The sequence below is a fragment of the Corynebacterium sp. ACRQJ genome, from assembly GCF_022346045.1.
Classification (GTDB): Bacteria; Actinomycetota; Actinomycetes; order Mycobacteriales; family Mycobacteriaceae; genus Corynebacterium; species Corynebacterium evansiae.
Map to the genome: position 1 here is coordinate 1 of NZ_JAKRMT010000034.1, position 3132 is coordinate 3132.

At 62.7% G+C, this 3132-nt stretch carries 2 protein-coding genes; both read right to left on the minus strand.

The window, feature by feature from the left end:
* Positions 1 to 365 precede the first annotated feature (365 nt).
* Positions 366 to 2132, minus strand: a complete 1767-nt coding sequence (locus tag MHX52_RS10220) for a metal ABC transporter solute-binding protein, Zn/Mn family (RefSeq protein ID WP_222865187.1) — start codon at positions 2130 to 2132, stop codon at positions 366 to 368.
* Positions 2129 to 2938 (minus strand): metal ABC transporter ATP-binding protein, encoded by an 810-nt coding sequence (locus tag MHX52_RS10225; RefSeq protein ID WP_035006260.1) that lies wholly within the window; start codon positions 2936 to 2938, stop codon positions 2129 to 2131. The genes MHX52_RS10220 and MHX52_RS10225 overlap by 4 nt, the downstream gene beginning before the upstream one ends.
* Positions 2939 to 3132 lie beyond the last annotated feature (194 nt).

Genomic DNA, 3132 nt, shown 5'->3' on the forward strand with positions numbered 1-3132 from the left:
GGCGCAGGCGTGGTGTTCAGATTTGCCGACGTCTAACCCAAGGAATATGTCGATGGAATGCTCCGGAGACATGATGAGCTCCTAGAAAACGAGATGGGTATGGCGTTGTTCCAGTCGCTGGTGTCATGACCTTCGTTGCAAGCACCCACGTTACAAAGAGACCTAGTTTAAAACTGGCCGTGTCCCTATCAGCTGTCATCGAAAGTCCTGGCACCCGGCGGCAACACCCCCCCCGGATTATGGAAACTACAGGGCGAGTAAGCCATACCGGGACCAGCGACTATCCCCATTATCGGGGACACTCACAAGGTAACGGGAATGCGACCGGGGAAGCCCAACGCATGTGGGCCTCGAGCATTCGCGTTTTAGCGCTTCAGCCCCGCGATCATGGTCTTCAAGTTGCTGCGCAGGAAATCCTCGTAGGTTCCCGCGACCGTGCCCGGCTTGCCGAGCTCATCGGAGTGCAGTGGCTCGTCGAAGATCGGAATCCCGGCCTCCTTCGAGACGGTCTTCATGGGGCGCGTATCCACGTTCGACTCCACGAACAGGTGCTTCGGGCGCTTGTCCTTCAGCTGGCGCACGAGGTGTCCGATCTGCGCGGGGGAGCCGTTTTCATCCGTGTCGATCTGCCAGATATACAGCTGCTCCATGCCGTAGGTGTCGACCATGTATTGGAAGGCATGTTCACTGGCCACGAGCACACGATCCTCCTTCGGCAGCGCACCGATCTGCTCGCGGTAGTCGGCGTCGATGCTCTCCAGCATGGCCTTGTACTCCGCCCCCTTCTCCTCGATGTGCTCGGCACGCTCGGGCAGGGCCTCGGCCAGCGCCGCGGTCACGTTCTCGGCCATCGCGATGCCGACGGTCGGGTCCAGGAAGGCGTGCGGGTTGATCTCCTGATTGCCCTTTTCGTCCTTGAGGTACTTCGGTTCCACGCCCTTGGTGGCCTCGACCATCTGGGAATCGTCCAGGCCCGCGGTGTTTTTCAGTTTCGCGAGCCAGCCGTGCTCACCGCCCTCGAGGTTCAGCCCGTTGTAGAACAGCAGGTCGGCGTCGCTCGTCGCATCCAGGTCCGCGGGCAGGGGGTCGTAGTCGTGCGGGTCCGTGCCGGTCGGCACGAGGTTATGGACGTCCACCGCCTCGCCGCCGATCTCCTCCACCAGGTCCGCCAGCAGCGTGAAGGTGGTGACGACGTTCAGCTGCTCACCGTCTGCCTTCTCCTCCGTCGAGAAGGTCACGGCCCCGAACACGAGGGCACCGCCCACCAGGAGGGCCAACAGCGCGGCCAGTGGCTTATTGCCCAGCGAGCGAGCAATCAGTCCCTTGCCTGGCGCGAAGAGGAAAGCCAGCAGGAACAGCGCGCTGGCGGTCAGCACGATCGTCACGCCGGAGGACACGTTGTAGCTATAGCTCAGGAACAGCCCCACTACGGAGCTGAGCGCCGAGATCGCCACTGAAAGCCCGATCATCACTCCCAGCCGGTTCGTCAGCAGGTACGCCGCCGACGCCGGAGTGATCAGCAGGGAGACCACCAGGATCACGCCCACCGTCTGCAGGGAAATGACCGTCACCAGCGTGAGCACCACCATCAGCCCGTAGTGGATTGCCCGCACGGGCACGCCAGCCGACTGCGCCATGACGGGGTCGAAGGTGCTGAGCTTGAGCTCCTTGTAAAAGACCAGCGTGAGAATCAGCACGGCAGCGGCAATACCGATCGAGAGGTTGCGGTCGGCGTCCTGAACGGTCAGGACGTTGCCGAAGAGGATCTCCGTCAGATCCGTCGCCGTCTGCGCTTTCGCCATGAGCAGCACGCCGATCGCGAAGAAGGTGGAAAAGACGATGCCGATCGCCGAATCGTTCTTCACAGTGGAGCGTTCGCTGATCAGCCCGATCGCCAGTGTGGCGAGTAGACCCGCGACCACCGCCCCGAGGAAGAGGTTCGTGCCGAGCAGGTAGGAGGCCGCGACCCCCGGTAGTACGGCGTGCGAGATGGCGTCGCCGATCAGGGCCATGCCGCGCAGCACGATGAAGCTGCCGACGATGCCGCAGGCCACGCCCACGATCACCGAGGTGATCAGCGCTTTTTGCAGGTAGCCGTGGCTGAGTAGTGAGTCGAGGAACTCCGCGATCATGCTGTCTCCTCCTGGAGGGCTGCCTGCCGTGGCGTGGGGTGGGCTGGTGCTGACGGCTCGCGGATGACGAGCGCGCCGAAGGCCTTCTGCAGCACGTCGGGGACGAAGACCTCCTCGGTGGGACCCGCCGCGACGAGCTCGCCGTTGAGGACGATGAGGTCGTTGTAGTAGCCGCGCACCGTGTTCATGTCGTGGTGCACGACGACGACGTGCTTGCCCGCGTCCGCCATCTGCCGCAGCAGGGTCACGATCGTCTTCTCGCTGGGGACGTCGATGCCGACGAAGGGCTCGTCCAGGAAGATGTACTCCGCGTCCTGGACGATGGCGCGGGCAAAGAGGACGCGCTGGAACTGTCCGCCCGAGAGTTCGCTGATGTGGCGGTGGCGAAAGTCCCACATGTCGACGTCCTTGAGAGCCTGGGTGGCTGCTTCGCGTTCGGCCTTGCCGGGGCGGTGGAAAAGACCCAGGCGCGGGTAAGTGCCCATCAGGACGGTGTCGAAGACGCTGGTGGGGAAGTTGCGGTCGAGGTCAGAGCGCTGCTCGATATAAGCGATTGCGCGGCGCTGCTCGGCGGGGGCCTTGCCGTCGAGGGTGACGGGGTAGCCGGCAGGGGCGCCGGTGGGGCCTGTGCCGTGGACGTTGTGTTTGTCCAGGATCTGGAGCATCGCCTTCATGAGGGTGGATTTGCCTGAGCCGTTGGGGCCGATGATGCCGTGCATGCCGGGGGAGTCGAGGGTGAAGCTGATGTTCCGAATCGCGGTGTTCGCGCCGTAGCTCACGCTCAAGTTCTGGACGCTAATACTCATGGCAGCCAAGAATAGTGCTCAGTTCAATGAATCACCAAGTTCAATGTATTGAACTTTGGGGTGGGGTGGTGTTGGGGGGTGTCCCTATGTTTTTGTCAAGTGCCAGACCGATGTTGACGAGCACAGTCTTGGGAGTAGTTTCTTAGGCGTGCCTAGGAGCCGGCCAGCGTGTGCTGGTCGGCTTCGTCTTTGGG

What these genes read in the sequence shown, in the direction of transcription:
- MHX52_RS10225 (WP_035006260.1), bottom strand. Translation starts at nt 2,938, where the DNA reads ATGAGTATTAGCGTCCAGAACTTGAGCGTGAGCTACGGCGCGAACACC.
- MHX52_RS10220 (WP_222865187.1), bottom strand. Translation starts at nt 2,132, where the DNA reads ATGATCGCGGAGTTCCTCGACTCACTACTCAGCCACGGCTACCTGCAA.